This window comes from Streptosporangium vulgare (assembly GCF_042428775.1).
GTDB lineage: Bacteria > Actinomycetota > Actinomycetes > Streptosporangiales > Streptosporangiaceae > Streptosporangium > Streptosporangium vulgare.
The window spans coordinates 505,236-524,535 of record NZ_JBHMBS010000004.1; the positions used below are offsets into that span (position 1 = coordinate 505,236).

Consider the following 19,300-nt stretch of genomic DNA (forward strand, 5'->3'; position numbering starts at 1 on the left):
GAATCCCGGGCCGGTGAACCGGCCCGGGATTCTCGTCCGGGAAAAATCGTCCAGGAGAAAACGGGAGACCTCGGGGCCCGACCTCGCGGCCCCGGTGGCCTATCTGCCGTAGACCTCCAGCTCCCACAGGGAGTAGCCGTACGGGGTCGCCCGCTGGGTGCCGTACACCCGCACGTAGCGGGCGCTCGTCGCGGTGAAGCTCACGTCGTCCACGCCGCCGTCACCGGTGGTCGTGGCGTACGCCTGCGTCCAGGTCGTGCCGTTGGCCGAGGTCTCGATCCGGTACGCCCTGCCGTAGGCGGCCTCCCAGTTCAGCCGGACCCGGCTGACCTGCCTGGCGGAGCCCAGGTCCACCGAGATCCACTGCGGGTCCGAGAACGCCGACGACCAGCGGGTGCCGCCGTTGCCGTCCACCGCGTTGCTCCCGGCGAACGACCCGTTCTCCGTGGAGGAGGTCGTCACCGGACGTCCGGACGACAGCAGCACGACACCCGGGCTCGGCGTGGGAGTCGGGGTGGGGGTGGGCGTCGGGTTCGGGGTGGTCCCGCAGTCGCCCGAGACGACCCCGGCCGCGTAGCGGAGCCCGCCGTACAGGTGCGCCCGGAAGTTCGGCTCGGTGTAGGAGGCGATGGTGTGGCCGAGGCCGGTGTACCAGGACCGGCCGCCCTGGTACGACTTGCACCAGGAGATCGGGTGGTCGGCCCCCATCGACCCGCCGGAGTAGGTCGACTCGTCCAGCGTGGCGAGCACGTGGGCGGTGGAGCGGGGGTTGGTGCGGTAGTTGTACAGCTCGTCGGTGCGCACCCAGGTCGCCGGGAGGTGGGCCGTCGAGGGGTGCGTGCGGTCCTCCACCCGTACGGTCACCTGCTGGATGGCGGGGTGGGAGGCGAAGTAGGCGCCGACGAGGTTGCCGTACCAGGGCCAGTCGTACTCGGTGTCGGCGGCGGCGTGGACGCCCACGTATCCGCCACCGGCCCCGATGTACGACTCGAACGCCGCCTGCTGCGTGGCGTTGAGCACGTCGCCGGTGGTGAGCAGGAAGACGACCGCCCGGTACTGGGCGAGGTTGGCCGTGGTGAAGGCGCCGGCGTCCTCGGTGGCGTCGACGGTGAAGCCGTTCTCGGTCGCCAGCCCGCGCAGCGCGGTGATGCCCGCGGGGATGGCGTCGTGCCGGAATCCGGCCGTCTTGGAGAAGACCAGAACCTTGTATGCCGGATCAGCTGCCATGGCCGGAGCCCCCAGACCAATCATGACGACGAACAACGCGGTGACGACCGCGATGATATTACGCACCGTAGACCTCCATTTCCCACAGGGAGTAGCCGTACTGGGTAGCCCGCTGCGTTCCGTACACCCGCACGTAGCGGGCGCTCGTCGCGGCGAAACTCACGTCGTCCACGCCGCCGTCTCCGGCGGTCGTCGCATGCGCCTGCGACCAGGTCGTGCCGTTGGTCGAGGTCTCGATCCGGTACGCCGTACCGTAGGCGGCCTCCCACTGCAGCCTCACCCGGTTCACCTGGCGGGCGGAGCCCAGGTCGACCGAGATCCACTGCGGATCGGAGAACGCCGACGACCAGCGCGTACCGAGGTTGCCGTCCACCGCGTTGGACCCCGCCGAGGCGGCGTTCTCCGTCGAGGACGCGGTGACCGGGCGTCCCGCCGACAGCAGCGTGCCGGTGGGCGGCGGGCCCGTCCCGGCGGTCAGGGTGAAGTCGTCCACGTCGAACAGCGCGCCCGTCCCCCCGGCGAAGACCAGGAAGAGCCTGGTGGTTCCCGCCGGGGCGTTCGCCAGGGTGGCGGAGACGTCGACGAACGTCTCCCAGCCGCCGGTCGGCGCCACGGTGGCCGTACCCAGCAGGGTCCCGGTCGCCGAACCCGCCCTGACCTGGATCGTCCCGCCGACCCCGCCCGAGGAGACCCGGGCGGTGAACCCGGTGACGCCGCTCAGGACGTAGGGGTCGAAGGAGATCCAGTCGCCGTTCTCGATGCTGCCCACGGTCTTCGCCCCGTGCGCGGCCGGCTTGTCGTACTGGGTCACCCCCTGGGAGGTGGTGTAGTGCTCGGCCTGCCGGTTCCTCGGCTGGGTGACGTGCTGGGTGTGGGTGGTGAGCCCGCCCGCGTCGGTGTACTCGGCGTCCCAGACCCCGAACAGGTTGGCGGCCCCGTCGTGCTCGCCGTTGCCGGGCGTCTGGATCGTGCCGGTGCAGCCGTTGGCGGTGGCCATCGGGTGCCCGTGGGTGTCGTGCCCGAGGATGTAGTTCATCTTCACCCTCGTGCAGTCGATCGTCGTGTCCTCCGCGTCGGTGACCGTGATCCGGTACGGCACGGCGTCGCCGAAGCCGAACACCTGACCGTTGAGCGGGAGGTCGATCCGCACGACGGGCGCGGTGTTGCCGACGTTGATCTCGATGTTCGCCGTCGCGGTGTTGCCGGTGCCGTCGCGCACGGTCAGCGTGACGATCCGCCTGCCGTCGGTGGTGTAGGTGTGGGTGGGGTTGGCCGCGGTGGACGTGCCGCCGTCGCCGAACGCCCAGGAGTAGGTGAGCGCGTCGCCGTCCGGGTCGGAGCTGCCCGCCGAGGAGAACGCCACGGTCAGCGGCGCCTTCCCGGAGACCTTGTCGGAGGTCGCCTTCGCGATGGGCGCCCGCCCGCCGGTGCCGATGTGCTCGATGCGGTACAGCGCCGAGTCCTCGTTGCCGTTGAACCAGCCGGTGCCGTAGTCGAGCACGTAGAGGGCGCCGTCGGGGCCGAACGCCATGTCCATCACCAGCTTGCCCGACCAGGGGAAGGGCTGGATGGTGCCCCGGGTGCCGTTCGCGTTGACCTCGATGTCCTTGATCCACTGACGCTGGAGCTCACCGGCGAGGAAGTGCCCGTCGAGCGACTGCGGGAACTTGACCGGCGAGTTCAGCGCGGCGGAGTAGCGGTAGACGACGCCGCCCATCGGCGACTCCGCGCCGCAGCCGAACTCCGGGACCAGGGTGCAGCCGTCGTAGGTGATCCAGGCTGCCTTCGCCGCGGGCAGCTTGACCAGGCCGGTGTTCTTGCGCGAGGTGTTCTCGGGACCGCCCGCGCAGTCGTACTTCGCGCCGATCGTCGAGGTGTCGTAGTCGTAGCGGGCGTAGGTCTCGGCCGGGGTGTTGTTGCCCGTGCAGTACGGCCAGCCGAAGAAGCCCGGCTCGGTGATCCGGTTGAACTCGACCTGCCCGCCGGGCCCGCGCGGGCCGGCGGTGCCGGCGTCGGGGCCGTAGTCGCCGAGGTAGACGACGCCGGTGGCCTTGTCGACGCTCATCCGGAACGGGTTGCGGAAGCCCATCGCGTAGATCTCCGGACGGGTGTTCGCGGTGCCCGGGGCGAACATGTTGCCGGCCGGGATCGAGTACGACCCGTCGGCGTTCACCTTGATGCGGAGCACCTTGCCGCGCAGGTCGTTGGTGTTGGCGGCGCCGCGCTGGGCGTCGAGCGCGGGGTTGCGGTTCGGCCTGTCGTCCAGGGGGGCGTAGCCGTCGTTGAACCCGGGCTCGGTGTCGTCGCCGGTGGTCAGGTAGAGGTTGCCCGCGGCGTCGAAGTCGATGTCGCCGCCGACGTGGCAGCAGGCGCCGCGGCTCGCCCTGACCTCCAGCACGCTCTTCTCGCTCGCGAGGTCGAGGGTGCCGTCGGTGTTCAGCCTGAAGCGCGAGAGCCGGTTGACGCCGTCGAAACGCGCGAACTCCGCCGGGGTCCCGTCGGGCGGGGAACCGTTCGGCGGTGTGGACAGCGGCGGCGCGTAGTAGAGGTAGACGAACCGGTTGGTGGCGAAGCCCGGGTCGACACCGACGCCCTGCATGCCCTCCTCGTCGTTGAAGTAGACGGAGAGCTTGCCCGAGACCTTGGTGTTCCCGGCGGCGTCGGTGATCCGGACCGTGCCGTCACGGGCGGTGTGCAGGACGGAGCGGTCGGGCAGCACCGCCATCGTCATGGGCTCCCCCACCTCGGCGACCCCCTTGGCCAGCGTGACCTGCTGGAACTTGGCGGGATCGACGGGCGGCGCGGCCGCGGTGGTCGCGGCGTCGGCCGCCGTGGTGATCGCGGTGTCGGACGTCGTAGTGGTCGCGGTGGCAGGGAGCGGACACAGGAGGGCGGTGAGGGTGAGGAGAGCGGTGAGGGGTGGTAACCATCGGCGGAGCGAGGCCATGGGCGAGACTCCAGGTCTCTGTGGGGGGTGGACCGGTGGTCAAGGTCTCGGGACGGTGGTCCGGGGTCTCTGGAGGGGGACACCGAAAAATCTGAGGGAGCGCTCTCCCAACCCGAGATTGCTCTTGCCCGACAATCCTTGTCAAGGGGTTGTTTAACCTGACGGAAACAGCCCGTACACCGTGGGCGGGTACCGGCGTATCTCGGGGAACGTTCCCTCACTCCCCTTTGCATCGTGCCAATCGCCGCTGACCTGGCCGAATCGGGGTCCTTCAGAGGAAGCGCTTTCCCACCTTCGCCGGGTACGTCGGCGGGCCGAACCGGCTCCGGCGTTGACGGGAAACGTGAACGCAATCATCCTTTGCCAGGGAGCGCTCTCTTCATGATCGCCAACTCGCCGGCGTACGGCACGCCCCTCCACGCCGCTCCGGACCACGCCCGTCGGGCCGCGGCCTCGGACCGCGATCCCGGAGTGAGACCCCGGACCACCGTGTCGTCAAACACGGCCTCACCCCTAACACCCGGTTCCGGGCTTACCGTCCCCCCACCTTCCGCGGATCCGGGACAGGAGCCCGCACTTCTCCATGCCGTGGCGTGATCACACGCGACCGGTCCGGCCGGGCGTGGTCTTCCATGTCGCCGCGTCACCGAGTCAGGGCTTCACCGCGACCGCGACCGGAACCCTGCGGGGTCCGGTGGCCGCGGTCCCCTCCCGGTCCTTGGAGAGGGCCCGCGGAGTACGGAAGGGAGTTCGAGCCCGGACGGGCGGTAAACCCGAACCGCATTGGCAGTGCGGTGACATCGAAGTCCGTCGAACGGCCCGCTCACAGCTGGTTCCGAGCGGGCCGTGGACGTCTGGATCCCCGCGGACACGAGAAATTCGCGCGGTCGTCCGCGGAGTTCACCCGTTCCACGGGTCGGGAGATCATCGACAGGCCCTGACACGAAAGAACAGGATTCCAAAGAAAGACCACCAGGGTCGGGGCGCGTTTTCCGGCCGTACACCGGCGGAGCCGTTCCGGCTTTCCGGCCAGGCGCCCGCGGAGGTCTGGAGGGGCGACGAACGGCCGGGAACCGGCTGTTCCGTGTCCTCTCGGGCGCCCAGCCGGAATCCCTTGGGTGCCCCGCCAGAATTAGGACGATATTTCATACTATTCCCCCTAAATACACTTATAGATCTTCGTGGCCACGTACCGGCGCAGAACCCGCCCGTACCGGCCACCCCGCACGAACCAGGCCCCCTCCTCTCCCCCTGACGGAAGAGATCACGAAAGGCTCCCCAGCTGGACGGGCACCTCGCACGAACTGCAAGAACACAGGAGATCCGCCCCGGCCCCGATGAATGCGAGTTGTTTCGCCCGAAGCCCCGATGGCCGGATAATCAACCGAGTCGCATTCCAAAGAAAGCACATCATCGGATATGGTGACGCGCACCGGCATCTACGGCAGAATCAGTGACCTGCCATACGGCACGGGAAACAACGTCAATCTCCGGTGAGGTTTCATGGTTGTGGTGGCGGTCCCGAGTGCGTCCGGTCACGGGGACATCCAAATCGAGCTCGACGAATTACCGACGAATGACCTCTCATCGATCTACGACGGCGAAACCCGGGGACCGCTGGAAAAGCCGCTGGTGATCAGCCGTCACCTGTTCAGCGAGGCGATCCAGATGGTGGCGAGCTGCGCCTACGAGGCGCGGGACCAGATCGCGACGATGGCGGAGAAGGCGCGTCCCGACGAGTTCGAGATGCAACTCGCCGTGAAGGTCGACGGCAAGGTCGGCGCGAAGATCGTGGAGTTGAGCTCGGGGGCACAGCTCCTGGTGACGCTGCGCTGGAGGAAGCCGATTCCATGACCGAGGTACGCATTCTGCCCTACAGCCACGTCGTCGGGCAGACGGACCTGCGCCGCTGCCTGGAGCTGGCCTTCGTCGCACCGGGCATCGGCGGCGTGCTGGTCAGCGGCGAGCGCGGCACGGCCAAGTCGACCACGGTACGGTCCTTCAGCCTCATGGCCTACGGCGGGCTTCCGGTCACGCTGCCCATCAACGCCACCGAGGACCGTGTGCTGGGCGGCTGGAGCATCGACGCGCTGATGACGGGCAAGACCGAGTGGCAGGCGGGTCTGCTCGAAGCCGCCGACAAACAGGGCCTCCTCTACATCGACGAGGTCAATCTCCTCGACGATCATCTGGTCAACATCATCCTGGACGTCACCTCGACCAATGTGCTGGTGGTCCACCGGGAAGGGCTCGACAGGCCGACGGTCGCCGTCAAGTTCACGCTGGTCGGCACCATGAACCCCGAGGAGGGGTGGCTGCGCCCGCAGCTTCTCGACCGGTTCGGCCTTCTGGTGCCGGTCAGCGCCGAGACCTCGGTCGAGCAGCGGCACGAGATCCTCCGCACGGTCCTGCGGTTCGAGGAGGAGATCGCCAGGCCGGACTCCCCGTGGCTGGCGAAGGGGGCCGCGCGGGATCGGGAGATCCGGACGCGTCTCGACCGGGCCAGGACGAGAGTGGGCCAGGTGAAGATGCCGGACGAGATCCTCGGTCTCTGCTCCCGGATCTCGGCGAGGTTCGAGGTGGCCGGGCACCGCGGCGAGAAGGTGATGGCACTGGCCGCCAGAGCGCGGGCGGCACTGGACGGACACGAGGTCGTCACCCCCGACGACGTCCGCGCGGTGGCCGAGTTCGCGCTGGCGCACCGTCTGCCCGAGGCGGTGTACGGCGAGTCCATCACATGGACCGCGAAGGAGCGGGACCAGCTGAACAGGATCATCCTGGAGTGACCATGGCCATGCCGACCGCAGTGCGGGTGAGATACGCCCTCGCGTGTGCCGCGCTCGACCCGCGGCTCCGCGGGGTGCTCCTGTTCGACCTGGAGCCCGCCCTGCTCCTCGACATCGGGCACTGGCTCGGCTCACTTCTCGGAAATCCCCACCCGTACGTACTGGGAACGTCGGCCGTCGCCGACAACGCGTGGATCGGCCTGACCTCCAGTCCCGCGTTCGGCGTCTCCCCCGGACCTCTGGTCGACGAACACGGCGCTCCTCCCCGCACCGTCCTCGTCTCCGATCTCGCGAGACTCTCGCTCACCGGGCAGCGGGCCGCGATCACCCTCCTGGACGCCGATGTGGCCCACCTGGAGCGCGAAGGGCTCAGCGTGACCTGGATGCCACGAACCCGGTGGGTGGCCACCTGTGCCCGCGCCGACGCCGGCCGTGTCCCACCCCATCTCCTCGACCGCTTCCCCCTGCGCGTCAACGCCTCCGGGCTGTCCTCGGTGCTGGAGCCTCCGGCCGGGAAGTGGCGCCGCGCGCTGGCCCGAGGCCGGCTCGCGACGGTGCCCGACGAGGTGGTCGGAGAGGTCCTCGACCGTGTCCGGGCGGGCACGACCGGTGCGCGCCGCGACCTCGCCCTCGCCAGGATCGGCCGGGCGCTGGCGACCCTCGACGGCCGTACGCGGACCACGAACGCCGACGTCGAGCTGGCGGCGTCACTCCTGCGACTCCCCTCCCCGCGCGACCGGGGGCGGGGCTCCGGCCCCGACGGTGAGGCCTGCGAACGACGTGCCCCCGGAGGGGACCGGGGAGCCGGGAGGCGCGGCGGAGAGGAACCGTCCCCCTCGCCTCGGGCGGACGGGTTCCACGTCGCGGCCCCGGGCCCCGCCCAGCCGCTCGATCCGGGTCCCATCTCCCCCGCCGACCCCGGCGGCCCCTACCCGGAGGACGACGCCGAGCCCGAGCGAGACCCGGGGTCGCTCCGTTCGCCGGCCACGCGGCACTCCTCGTCGCGGCCGAGCCATGGCCGATCCATCGGGTCGCGACCGGGCACCTTCGGCGATCTCGCCATCGTCGCCACCATCCTCGGCGCCGCTCCCCTGCAGGCACGGCGGTGCGAGGACCACCACTCCCGCCCGCCGCACTCCCTGCACCTGATCCCGCCGGACCTGAGGGTTCACCGCCGCGGCGCCGCCCCGGCCAGGCTCCTCGTCCTCGTCCTCGACCACACGTGCAGGATCGGCTGGGACTGGTTCGACGCCCTCGCCCCCTACCTGCAGTGGGCCTACACCGGCAGGGCCGGCGTCTCCGTGATCGAGGTCGGCGCGGCGGACGTCGCCAACGAACTCCGCGCCCAGCGGTTCAGCGCGTCCAGCCTGCTCGACCCCCGGGTCGTACGAGCCCTGGAACGGCCCGTGGGCCGCTGCACCCCACTCGCGCACGGGCTCGACCTCGCCGTCGAGACACTGCGCCACCGGCTCCACCTGGGGAGGGTGCCGGCCGACGACGTGCTGCTCGTCATCGTCACCGACGGGCGCGGAAACGTACCGTTGCGCGCGAGCGCGACGGGCGAGCTGCCCGACCGCGTCGGCAGCGAGGGGGTGGAGGACGCGCTGGCGATGGCACGTGAGCTGAGCAGAATGAAACGGATCCACGCCGTCGTCCTCGATCCGGGACCCCGGCCGGGCGCGGCCCTGACCCGTGCGCTGGCCGAAGCCTGCGGTGCCCGGCTCCAGCAGGGCGGTGAATCCCGATGACCGGCATGCCGAACGGGTTGCGCAGGGCCCTGCTCCACGAGGGGCGTTCCTTCAAGCCGCACGGCGCCGGGCGCGCGCGAGCGAGGGACTCCTCACCCGAGGCTGCGGAGGGACGGGTTTCGCCGGTCGACGCCCTCGGCGCGGTGGTCTCCGAACCGAGGCCTCTCCCCCCGAGCCCCATCGCGCTCAGCGCGAGTCTGCCCCCCAAAACCGCCTTCCTGAAAGTGTGGAGGGACGGCGGCGCCGAGAGCTACGGAATCGAGGGAGTCTGCTGCTGCGGCATCGCACTCGCCTACCGGCGGCAGCCGCGTCAGGTGAGACCCGCCAGGCTCACACTGGGAGACCTCATCCACGGTGGCGACGGCGGGGAGTCTCCCAACAGCACACTCATACGCCTCATCACCTGGTCGAAGGAGGCCAGTGAGGACCTCAAGGGCTTTCTCTCCAAGATCCGCCGGGCGCACGGTGACGACGTCTATATGATCATCGAGGACCTGACGGGCTACGGCCTTCCCTGGGAACTGCTGTGGCACCGCGACAAGGACCTGACCGTCGAATGGCTGGGCGCGCTGTTCCCGATCGCCCGCTCGGTGGGAAGGCCCACCGCGGCGGTGACCAGATGCACCGGCGAGATCCTCACCTATGTCGCTCCCGACATGGCGGGCGACCGTGCCCTGCTTGACCGGTTCCAGGTGACCACCCGGGAGGTCTCCCTCAGAACCCTGCTGAACTCCCTGGACGCGAAGGGCGATCCCGTCTCCCTGGTCTACGTGGCCTGCCATGGGGAGTACGGAAGGGTCGACACCCCGTACGCCAGGGCCGACATGAGGCTCATCGAGGGCCCTCGCGACTCAGGGCGCGGGATCAGTCTCCGCGAGATCCACGCGCACGACCTGCTCCGCCTGGAACAGACCGGCGGGCTCGTCTTCCTCAACACCTGTCACTCAGGCAGGGAGAGGGTCGACCCCGACCTCGACAACACCACACTGCGCAGCTTCGCCAAGGTCTTCCTCGACGCGGGGGCCTCGGGGTTCATCGGCACCATGGGAGAGGTCGGCCGGGAGCACGGATACGACCTGGCGAAGGCCCTGCTCCACACGCTCACCGAGAACCCCGACACGCCCGTGGTCGTGGCCCTGCGCGACTGCCGGAGAAAAGCCTCGGAACCGAGCATGAAGGTCCCCGCAGAGAACGACGCCGAGGCCGCCGCGCGGCTGCTCCCGTTCTTCTACGCCTTCATGTACACGTACTTCGGAAACCCGCAGACCACCCTGAGGCCGCGCGAGGAGGCCAGGTGAGTCCGCCCACCGTCCAGCTGGAACCGCTGGTCAGCTGGCCGCAGACCATGCTGGTGGGTCAGGAGTACCTGGTCACGGTGGATCTCAGGCTCGCGTCGCCCGGCGACGGGTGGCCCTACCGGGAGGAGGAGTTCGCCTTCAGCTGCATGCTCGACGGCGGGGAACGGATCGCGGTCGAGTCGGTGGACGACATCTCGGTGATCCTCCACCGGTTCGGCGGCACGTACGGACCGGCCCGGTTCGTCGTGACCGCGCGGGGGGACGCCGGGGACGACGAGCTCCGGCTCAGCCTCAGCACCCAGCGGGGCGCCACCGTCAGGATCGACATCCTGCCCGTACGCGTCACCACGCCGAACCCTGAGGACGAAGATCCTCAGCCCGATCTCCAGACCGTGCCGGGGAGACCTCGGCCCGGCAGGCGGCCGGGGGAGGAGGGAACCTGGATCGCCGCGATCCATCGGGGGGACGATCCGACGCCGGTGGGCGCCGGGGTGCTCATCGACGACGATCGGGTGCTGACCTGCGCCCATGTCATCCTGGCCGGCCACCGGCCCACGGACCGGCTGTGGGTGACCTTCCCCAGGGCGAACCGGCCCGCGCACCGGTACGGGGCCTCGGTGGCCGCAAGGACCTCGGGAGGATCGGGGACGGGGGCGAGAGCGGGAACACCCTCGGGTGACCTGACGGTCCTGGTGCTCGCGGAGTCTCCCTCCCCCGAGGTGGTCACGGCGCCCGTACGGCTGGACGAAGTGGACGACCTCGTGGGACGACGGTGGTCGGCGGCGGGGCTGCCCGACGCCAAGGGCCGGAGTGTGATCGTCAAGGGGGTGATGGACGCCGCTCTCGCCCACGGGAGCGTCACACTGACCACCGATCCCGGCCACCGGCTGGACCCCGGCCTCAGCGGCGCCGCGGTGTGGTCGCCCGGCTACGGAGCCGTCGTCGGAATGGTCACGCAGGTCCGCGGGCCGAGCGGCTGTGTGGCGATCACGATGCGGGAGGTGGACGCGCTGCTTCCCGGACAGTTGTCCCTGGGCGGTGGAAGGGGACCCGGTGTCCGTGACCGGCGGGGTCACCTGGTCCCGGTGCGCGCCGGAGTCCCGCGGGACCACGACGACGATGTCTCACCGGATTCCGACGCCAGGCCGCTGGACGGCCTGCTGGGCGAACAGGCCGCGCGGCCCTCCCTCGCTCACCGAGGCCGGGCAGACGTGATCTTCGCTATCGAGATGTCCGGGAGGGACGAAGCCGTCCTGCGACGCCGGGAGCTGGCCGCGGCCACGATCGAACAGCTGACGACCAGATATCCCGGCGAGGTGAACGTGGCGCTCGTCGGCTACACCTACCACGACTTCAGCCGCGGCGGCGACGGGCGCCGGGCCGTGGTCACCTGCTCCTGGCTGGAGCCCGCGGAGAACGCCTTGGCATCACTGGCGGAGCTGAGGTCGACGTCGCAGAGCTTCCCGGGGGCGGCCCCCCTGGAAGACGCCTTGCATCGCATAGACAGCCTCCTCCCCTCTGGCGGGACGGGCCGTCCCGTCGTCCTCGTGGTGCTGGCGAGGCAGCCGCCCCATCCGGCCAGGGCCAGCCGCGAAGCGGGGCTCCCGTGCCCGCACCGTTACGACCACCAGCAGCTGACCCGCCGACTCGCCGAACGCGGGGTGCGCCTCATGACCGTCTCCGACAACGCGCCGGGCCGGACGTCCCCGCACCTGAGGCGGTTCGGCGCCGACCATTTCGTGGAACTCCGCCGGGCCGACCCTGCCGCCCTCGTGGACGCGATGGCCATACAGCACGCCGCCCCCGCGAGAAGGCCGGCTCCCACGCGCAGGTTCACGGCCGAGCGCGGCCCGGCGCCGGAACCCGGCCAGCGCGTGCGCCGTGTCGGGCTGCTCGGCCCCGCGGGCAGCGGTAAGGCCACCTTTCTCGCCGCGCTCAACGTGGCGACCCTGCGCCATGACTCGGACCTGTCGCTGCTGGGTGCCGACCAGGCGGCGGCCGGTCAGCTCGTCACGCTCACCAACGCCCTCGTACAGGAACGCGGGTTCCCCCCGTCGAACATCGTCCTGGACGACACGGAGTTGACGATCCGGGGAAGTCTGTCTTCCCGGGGCTTCTGGGGGATGGGGCGCCGCGAGACCAGCGTCCGTCTCCATCTCGGCGTCATGGACACCTCGGGCGGGCCGCGCGAGGACACGACACGATGGCTCGCCGCCTGCGATGACCTCGTCTATCTCTTCGACCCCCTCCGTGAGTCGGAGGGGGACGACGCCCACGGCTTCTTCCTGAGCGCGCTGCCGCGGCTCGGCCGGGACCTCGATACGACCGGCCGCCTGCCGCAACGTCTCGCGGTCTGCGTCACCAAGTTCGACGACTTCAGGGTTCTGGAGACGGCGAAGCGGCTCAGGTTGCTCACGACCGACCCCGAGGATCCCTTCAGGTTTCCCCGGGTGGCGAACGAGGACGCGAAGGAGCTGTTCCAGCAGCTGTGCCGGTTATCCCCCGGCGGGAACACGGACATGGTGCCGAACGCCATCGCCCGTTTCTTCCACGAAGGCCGGACCAGATACTTCGTGACCTCGTCGATCGGCTTCTACGTCAACTCCAAGAGCGGGCATTTCGACATGGAGGACTACCAGAACCTCGTCTCGACGAGGTCCGGGCCCGCGGGTGACCGGCCGGCCTTCTCCGCGGAATTCGGCACCGACCCCGCCGACGGGCTCCGGATACGCGGCGAGGTGCGTCCGATCGACGTGCTGGAGCCGTTCCTCTGGCTGGCGCGGCAGTGAGGCGAACCGGCCCGTCCTAGACGCGTTTGCGATACGTGAACCCGAGGCGTCGCAGGAGTGAGGAGTCGGCGCCGGACTCCTCCGGCCGGGTGGTGCGCGTCCCCGGCGGGAGAGGCTCCGGAGTGTCGTGCTCGATCTGGAACTTCTCGAAGGTCTTCGAGGTGATGCCGCCCTGGCCGAGAAGCCTTTGGAAGAGAAGGTGCGGGAGCAGCCGGCGGGCAGGGGCGTCGCACAGCAGCGCCAGCGCGGCGAGCAGCGGCACCGACAACGCCTCGGCATGTACGGTGAAGGCCTTCCGCGCCTTGTCCGAGTCGAGGGACGGGCCGTATCCGGCCACCAGCAGGACGAGCCATCTCTCGAACTGGCTGTCCGCATCGGACTCGTCGAGCCGCTCGATCGCGGCCATGAGCCGCACGCGGCCTCGCAGGGCCGCGCTGATGCCGGTCCGCTGGAGGGGCTCGGCCCAGCGGGCGGCGAGCTCCGAGCACACGAGCCGCACGACGGGCGCGTCGGCCGGCGCCCGCTCCCCCTCGGCGACGAGTTCCTCGACGGACAGCGGCGCGAGGACCGGTGCGGACCGGTGCGGGTCGAGACGGCCGGCGAGTCTCAGCCTGACGGCCGGATCAGCCGGCGGCATCCGGGTCAGCGCGGTCAGCAGCCGGGCGGGAATCGGATTCACCTCCTCAAGAATCTGGTCGAGCCCGTCGACGGTGAGCTCGGGCCCGTAGGCCACGTGCAGCACCAGATCGTAGAGATGCTCCTGAACCGCCGGGACCAGAGCGGGATGTGGAGCCAGGAGGCGGCGGTCACTCACGATGTTGCGCCGGCGGCGCACGCTGCCGTTCACGGCGGCCGAGCCCCGCAGCGCGTCGAGCTGGGCCAGATGACCGGGGATCAGGTCGGCGTGCCCGTACTCGATGCTGTCGGCACAGGCGCTCAGCAGGTCGTCGATCGGCGTGCGGGGAGCCCCCGTTCCGGACTCGGCGATCGGAAGGACCGCCTCCAGGGTCTCCGTGGAGAACTTCCGCTGCCCGGTCTCGCGGGAAAATCGCGCGATCAGCTCCGCGAGCCCTTTCTCCTTCCTGCTCACCAGCAGCTCGTGATAGCGGTGGGCGACGTCGTGGCTCTCGGGAACGCTCACCTCCTGTTTCCAGGTGATGTTGAGCGCGTCCTCCGACGGATGCTCGGCGAAGAACAGCCGGTTCCGGTGCCCGGCCGCGAAGGGGGCCCACGTCGAGGCGATCAGCTTGGTCCTGAAGCCGTACGGGAGGAGCGCGGCCACCGTGTCCAGGAACCGGAGCCGGTCGAGCAGCGGCGCTCCGCCGCCTTCGACGACGCAGATTCGTCGGCCGGTGAGCAGGAGGGCCGCCGCCCCCATGGCGGTCTGGTCCACGGCCTCGGCGGTGGCCTCGGCGTCCAGTGCCGGTGGGTCGATGACGAGCAGATCACCGCCGGACGGCAGCACCTGACCGTTCAGCGCCTGGTAGAGCCCCTCATAGGAGAAGGGGCCGGAGGCGGCCTGCGCGTAGGGCACACAGAAGCAGCGGGTGACCGCTATCCGCCGGAACAGCCCGTCGAGCGCGCCGGACCACTCCTGGACGGCCAGGAAGATGTGCGCGCCCTCGTCGGCGCTCGCCCTGGCGATCGTCACCTGGGGGAGCTTCCTCGGGGTCACCTTCGCGTAGCGGTCGACAAGCGCGGAGAAGCCCGAGCGGCCGATCCGCCCTCGGCTGCAGGCCAGTACGTCGTGCGTGTCCTTGCTTCCCGGGGGCACGCCCCACAGGGCCCACTCGGCTTTTATCGACATGACCGGCCTTCCGCTCAGGAGCCCGGGATGAGCATGAAGAACTCCACCAGCGCGATGGTGGCGAACAGGAACACCAGGAAGTACAGGGTCAGCGTAGGTACAAGAGATTTGTTCCTGACCTCCTTGACATCCCTGAGGTCCCTGAGACCTCTGACATCCTTGAGATCCCTGACGTCCTTGCCACCCTTGACGTCCTTGACGCCCTGGCGTTCGCGCCTGGACCACCGCTTCTTCGAGGGCTCGGATTCGCGCAGCCGCTCCTCCACCCGCTCGACGATCTCGCGGTCGAGCCCCGAGTCGTGTACGAGCCTGACGACGGACTGCTTCAGGGCCTCCCCCGCGTCCACGCCGGACAGGACCACCGCGGCGGCGATCAGCGTCCCCTGCCGCCTGCTCAGTGAGGGGAAGACCTGCTCGAACGCCCGGGAGTCGAGCTCCTGCCCGTAGGCCGCCCTCAGCAGATCGGAGAGCAGGTCGAACCCGGCTCGGCTCCCGGCCGAATAGAGCGCGTCGATCGCGTCGGCGAGGTAGTCGTACTCGCGTAGGGCCTCGGCGACGTTCGGGTCCTTGGCGTTGCCGTCGCCTCGCTTGACGAGCTCGTCACGGGCGATCCTCACCGTCCGCATCTCGTAGGGCCGCCGCGCGGCCTCCGCGACCAGCTCGGTGGTCCGCAGCAGCCTGAGCCTCGCGTCCAGCTCCTCCCGTCCCTGCTGGTACGCCGCCTTCATGGAGGCGACCGGATCGGGAGGGGGCCTGCGAACGACCGCCGTCGTCGGCGCCCCGGTCCGCAGGCCCTCGTCCTGGGTGGACACACCCGCCTGCGCGGACGTCGGCCCCTGTCCGGCCATCCGGACCATCACATGCAGGTAAGCCTCCAGGTCCTCGGGCAGGTTGACCCTCGGCGCCAGCAACCGCCGATCCTCGATGATCTTCTGGTACCGGGCCCGCTCGTCATCCGAGATCATCTGTCCACGGCTCGCGACAACGCCGTCCAGCCGTTCGAGAACGGCCCTGATCTCGGCCGTTCTCCCGCTTTCGAGGACGTCGGCGCACTCGGTCAGCAGCCCTTCCAGCGGCTCCTGGACAGGCGGCCGGGCGGGCACGGGGGCGGGCGGGGGCATGAGTGCCGGTGCGGACGAAGGGGCGAACCCCCGGAGCAGGTCCAGCGCACGTCCCCTCCCGTTCCTGCCGAACGTGAGCGGTTCGGTCCGCGCGGCGAGCCAGTCGATCAGCTTGGCGTCCGGATCGTGACGTCCCAGCAGGGCCAGGTAGTGGTACGCGTCTTCCTCAACATCGGGGATGTGCGCCAAGTGCCCCCAGACGACCGGGTATGTCCTGGCCGGGACATGCTGGGTGAACGCCAACCTGATCTTGTGATCGGCGGTACTGCTGGCCCACGTGGACACCGCCAGCCTCGCGCGCATGCCGTACGGGAGCAGCGCGGCCACCATGTCGAGGAATCGCAGGCGCTCAATCATCGGAACGGCCTCGCCCTCGACGACGCAGACCTGCTGACCGGTCATGAGCAACGCGGCCGTGGTCATGGCACTCCCGTCGACCCTTGCCGCCAGCGCGCCGGAGTCGAGCGTGGGAACCGAGACGACGAGCTGGCCCTCCATGGGAAGCGGGCACTCCTTGAGAACGTGGTAGAGGTCTTCGTAGGACACCGGGCGGGGAGACCGGGCGATGTGGGAGTACGGCACGCAGAAGTAGTTGGTGCGGGCGATCCTGCGGTGCTGCCTGTCCTCCTCGTCCGACCACCTCTGGATGGCCAGGACCAGGTGCGCGTCGTCGCCGCTGCCCACCCACGCGATCATGACCTGGGGCAGCGTCTCCGGAGTGCCGATCGTGTAGACCGTTCTGATCTCTTCGAAGTCGTCGTAGCTCAGCAGCCCCTGACTGCAGGCGAGGATCTTGTAGTCGTCACCGCTGCCCGGGAGCTTGCCCCCCACCGCCCATTCGAACGGCAACCGCACCGTGCTCATCGGCCAGTCCTCCTGATCGGCTACGGCGTGAAAATCCGCTGCCCGAGCCAGAGCATCGGCTCCATCACATTGATGGGGCGCACTTCACCGCGTATCCGGATCTCGGTGTTGTACTTGATGTCAGAGACCGATTGACCATCCGCGGACTCGGACAACGTCGGAACGAGATTCTGATAGTCGTCCATGTCGAAAGTCCTACTCTTGAGCCCGACATAGAAGCCGATTGACGAAGTGACAAAATACCTAATTCGGTCTTCTCGGAAAAATCGCCCAATAGCATTCAATACCATATCGGCGTTCCCGCTGGCCGACACTCTGCACAGGTGCTGGAACAGCTCCTTCGCGTCCTCGTTCGCCACCCGGGGAAACCTGAAGGGATCCTCGGGGTCGGTCGTGAGCAACCTGAGCCGCTTCGCCGTCTCCAGAACCCTGAAGTCGTCGAACTTGGTGATGCAGACCGCGAGATGGTGCGGCAGCCTGCCGTCCGTCACCTCGGATCCGGCGATCACCTGCTCGGCGAGCTGGGCCAGTGCCCCGTAGAAGTATTCGAACGCGTCGCCGTCCTCGTTCTCCCTGATGGGATCGAAGAGGAAGACGACGCCTCTGCTGTGCACCAGGTTGCGGAGCAGATCTTGCTGGCTGGCGCCCCCCCGGTTGCTGCCGAAGGCCCCGCCGGGCGGGTCGAGCAGGTTGATGCCGATCTTGAGGGCGCGGGCCTCCCTCGACCTGCGCAACCAGCGTGCGCGCCGCTGCCGCTCGCGCCCGATCAGGAACCAGTTGTAGTTGTCCAGACTCTGCGTCGCCTCGGGGAACACCTTGTCCCGCACCAGCGCCGTGGTCTTCTCCATCAGGAAGCTGGTGGACGGGGCGTCCGCGCCCACGACCCTCCAGTTGTCCTCCTGGCGGAGCAGGGCGGTGTTGAGCGCGGCGAGAAACGTGGTCTTACCACTACCCGGAGCGCCCCACATCGTGATGTTGGGTTGCGAACGCCCGGATCCTGCGTCAGGGGCCGTACGCTGCCCGCTCCACATGTTCGTCATGGCACCTCGATCAGGGGGAAGGGAATCGATCGGTCTTGGGGCGTCGCCAAGCCGAGTTCGGCGCGAAACTCTCGGATGTCCAGGGCGTCCAGCCAGGTCAGCGCCGTCGCGCCCAGACGGGACCAGACGGGATCGGTCTCCCCGACGTCCCGGTCGCAGATCGCTCCGAACGCCATGCCCGGATACTGTTCGAGCCGGTTCAGCAGAGCGTGCCAGTCATGGCGGTGCGGGCAGGGCAGGATCGTCCCGTTCACCCTGGCCGGATGCGGCCCCCGGTCGCCGACCGTGAGCAGCACCGTCCGCTCGGCCTCGCCCGGGACGATCCGGCCGGCCACCGCGGCCAGCATGTCCTCCAGCTGTGCGCCGTGCGGATGGCCCTTCGACACCGGGGGGCGTTCTTCCAGGCCGGCCAGCGAGGTCAGGGCGTGCCCGGGGGAGACCAGCCAGTCCACGACCTCGACCTTCCGCTCGGGGACCCTTCGGTCGTAGGAGTGCGCGCCATAGGTGACCAGCGACACCTCGAGGAGGCCGGAGGCACCCGCGGACATCGTCGCGATCATCTGGTGCAGGCGCTCAAGTCGCTTCCCGACGTCACCCGGGGCGCCGCTGATCTCGACCGCGCAGATCAGGTGCTGCGACCCGGCCCGGGTGTCGAGGCGGCGCGGCACCGCGGCGACCAGGTCGGCCCAGTCGCGATCGTCCTTCACCAGGCCGGGCAGGCCGGTGAGACGGACCCGGCCCGGCCTCTCCAGCTCAACCGTGAAGTCGTAACGGCCGGGGGCGAGCCTCGCCGACTGGAGTGAAAGCAGCAGCGGCCTCCGGCCCCAGGCGACCACGGCGAAGGCGGTGCCCCTCTCGTCACCCGCCTCGCAGCGCGCGGTGACCCTGGCGACCGCGCCGGGCCGTGCCCCGATGGTGAACAGCTGATGGGCACTGAGTTCGAGGTGGCCCGTCACCACGCTCCGCTTCAGCACGACCAGTTCGTACGGGCGGTCCAGCGGGTCGTTCGTGACGACCTCGCGGAGCAGTGCGTCGACCCGCACGTCCGCCTGGACGAAAGCCATCGCCTCCGGGAACGCGGCGTGCAGCCAGGCCAGCGCCTGGCCGGCCAGGGGACTGTCAGGGAAGGAGCACACCAGGACCAGCGCGGCATGGGGGTGAATGCCCGCGGCGCGGATGACGGCCTCCTCGGTGGGATCCTGCCGCCCGAGGTCGGGGTGCGTGGAGGCGTATCCCGGACGGTCCCATCCACGCTCACCCGCCAGGGAGGTCCACGGCGTCACCGGATCGAACCGGCAACGCGGTCTGCCCAGGTCGTCGCGATACAGCTCGAAGGTGGTGAGGCCGTCAGCGGCCACCTCCACCACGGTCAGCCGCCTGGACTCGTCGAGACCCGCGACCGCCCCGGCGAGGGCCTTGCGGAGCAGATCCTCACCCGGCTCGGTCACCTGAAAGCCTCCGTAACGCGTCCAAAGAAAGGCATGAACTGCTGCCGGCGCGACGACTCCACCCGCCCCGGAATCTCCTGGCGAATTTCCGAACACCCGCGGTGCGATTGTCTTTCTGTCTTTTGTCAGCGTCGCACCACCCCGCCGAAGATCACCTCCACGGCGCCCCACGGACTTGATTTCCCTGCGGTATAAGGAATCACACCTTACGGAATTATAATAGTG

The 19,300-nt window shown here is 69.5% G+C and carries 11 protein-coding genes; 5 read left to right on the forward strand and 6 right to left on the reverse strand.

The genetic code is table 11. From position 1 onward, the window contains the following. Positions 1-99 precede the first annotated feature (99 nt). Both ACFFRH_RS11635 and ACFFRH_RS11640 read right to left on the reverse strand, forming a co-directional pair. Positions 100-1,293 (reverse strand): ThuA domain-containing protein, encoded by a 1,194-nt coding sequence (locus ACFFRH_RS11635; protein ID WP_344750257.1) that lies wholly within the window; start codon positions 1,291-1,293, stop codon positions 100-102. Continuing rightward, positions 1,286-4,174, reverse strand: a complete 2,889-nt coding sequence (locus ACFFRH_RS11640) for a PQQ-dependent sugar dehydrogenase (protein ID WP_344750256.1) — start codon at positions 4,172-4,174, stop codon at positions 1,286-1,288. The genes ACFFRH_RS11635 and ACFFRH_RS11640 overlap by 8 nt, the downstream gene beginning before the upstream one ends. A 1,503-nt stretch (positions 4,175-5,677) precedes the next feature. On the opposite strand from ACFFRH_RS11640, the gene ACFFRH_RS11645 reads away from it, so the two are divergent. From ACFFRH_RS11645 to ACFFRH_RS11665, 5 genes are read left to right on the forward strand one after another with little or no spacing between them, the layout of a single operon-like run. After that, entirely contained in the window at positions 5,678-6,028 is a 351-nt protein-coding gene (locus ACFFRH_RS11645; RefSeq protein ID WP_344750255.1) for a CU044_2847 family protein, read from the forward strand. Continuing rightward, positions 6,025-6,960: an AAA family ATPase gene (locus ACFFRH_RS11650; protein ID WP_344750254.1), complete on the forward strand. Its 936-nt coding sequence runs from the start codon at positions 6,025-6,027 to the stop codon at positions 6,958-6,960. Before ACFFRH_RS11645 ends, ACFFRH_RS11650 begins: the two co-directional genes overlap by 4 nt. Before the next feature lie 2 nt (positions 6,961-6,962). After that, complete coding sequence (locus ACFFRH_RS11655) at positions 6,963-8,708, forward strand: hypothetical protein (RefSeq protein WP_344750253.1); 1,746 nt, start codon at positions 6,963-6,965, stop codon at positions 8,706-8,708. Next, complete coding sequence (locus ACFFRH_RS11660; RefSeq protein ID WP_344750252.1) at positions 8,705-10,006, forward strand: CHAT domain-containing protein; 1,302 nt, start codon at positions 8,705-8,707, stop codon at positions 10,004-10,006. The genes ACFFRH_RS11655 and ACFFRH_RS11660 overlap by 4 nt, the downstream gene beginning before the upstream one ends. Beyond that, on the forward strand, positions 10,003-12,795 hold the full coding sequence (locus ACFFRH_RS11665; RefSeq protein ID WP_386156127.1) for a trypsin-like serine peptidase: 2,793 nt from the start codon (positions 10,003-10,005) through the stop codon (positions 12,793-12,795). The genes ACFFRH_RS11660 and ACFFRH_RS11665 overlap by 4 nt, the downstream gene beginning before the upstream one ends. Positions 12,796-12,811: 16 nt before the next feature. Here ACFFRH_RS11665 and ACFFRH_RS11670 read toward each other — a convergent pair whose 3' ends face one another. From ACFFRH_RS11670 to ACFFRH_RS11685, 4 genes are read right to left on the reverse strand one after another with little or no spacing between them, the layout of a single operon-like run. Continuing rightward, a complete protein-coding gene (locus ACFFRH_RS11670) occupies positions 12,812-14,602 on the reverse strand; it encodes a hypothetical protein (RefSeq protein WP_344750250.1) in 1,791 nt (596 codons plus the stop codon). 14 nt (positions 14,603-14,616) lie between these two features. Beyond that, complete coding sequence (locus ACFFRH_RS11675; protein ID WP_344750249.1) at positions 14,617-16,587, reverse strand: hypothetical protein; 1,971 nt, start codon at positions 16,585-16,587, stop codon at positions 14,617-14,619. Positions 16,588-16,607: 20 nt separating this feature from the next. Beyond that, entirely contained in the window at positions 16,608-17,627 is a 1,020-nt protein-coding gene (locus ACFFRH_RS11680) for a DEAD/DEAH box helicase family protein (protein WP_386156130.1), read from the reverse strand. Continuing rightward, on the reverse strand, positions 17,624-19,075 hold the full coding sequence (locus tag ACFFRH_RS11685; RefSeq protein WP_386156132.1) for a hypothetical protein: 1,452 nt from the start codon (positions 19,073-19,075) through the stop codon (positions 17,624-17,626). The genes ACFFRH_RS11680 and ACFFRH_RS11685 overlap by 4 nt, the downstream gene beginning before the upstream one ends. Positions 19,076-19,300 lie beyond the last annotated feature (225 nt).